The 741-nt window shown below is 70.3% G+C and carries 1 protein-coding gene; it reads right to left on the bottom strand.

The window, feature by feature from the left end; translation table 11 throughout:
* The coding region (locus JYK17_RS40295) for an acyl-CoA carboxylase subunit beta (protein WP_308011748.1) at positions 1-741 on the bottom strand (741 nt) is incomplete at both ends.

The raw sequence follows: 741 nt of genomic DNA, 5'->3' as shown, positions 1-741 counted from the left end.
CTCCCGGTTGTTCTGCGGGAGGAGGGAGAGGAGGTAGCGGACTTCGGCGATGCAGGTCTCTTCGTCGTCGTAGGCGAAGTGGCACACGCCGGAGGTCTCGGCGTGGACGTCGGCGCCGCCCAGGCCGTTCTGGGTGATCTCCTCGCCGGTGACCGCCTTGACGACGTCGGGGCCGGTGATGAACATCTGCGAGGTGTCGCGGACCATGAACACGAAGTCGGTCAGCGCGGGGCTGTAGGCGGCGCCGCCCGCGCACGGGCCCAGCATGACGCTGATCTGCGGGATGACGCCGGACGCACGGGTGTTGCGCTGGAAGATGCCGCCGTAGCCGGCCAGCGCCGAGACGCCCTCCTGGATGCGGGCGCCCGCGCCGTCGTTGAGGGAGACCAGCGGGGCACCGGCCGCGATGGCCATGTCCATGATCTTGTGGATCTTGGTGGCGTGGGCCTCGCCCAGCGCGCCGCCGAAGATGCGGAAGTCATGGGCGTAGACGAAGACCGTACGGCCCTCCACCGTGCCCCAGCCGGTGATCACACCGTCCGTGTACGGCTTCTTGGCCTCCAGGCCGAACCCGGTGGCCCGGTGCCGGCGCAGCTGCTCGACCTCCTGGAAGGAACCCGCGTCCAGCAGCAGCTCGATCCGCTCCCGCGCGGTCAGCTTGCCCTTGGCGTGCTGCGCCTCGGTCGCCTTCTCACTCGGCCCGGCCAGCGCCCGGGCACGGATCTCGTGCAGCTCGGCGAC

This window comes from Streptomyces plumbidurans, from assembly GCF_019857225.1.
GTDB lineage: Bacteria > Actinomycetota > Actinomycetes > Streptomycetales > Streptomycetaceae > Streptomyces > Streptomyces plumbidurans.
This window is presented reverse-complemented; position numbering and strand designations above follow the sequence as displayed.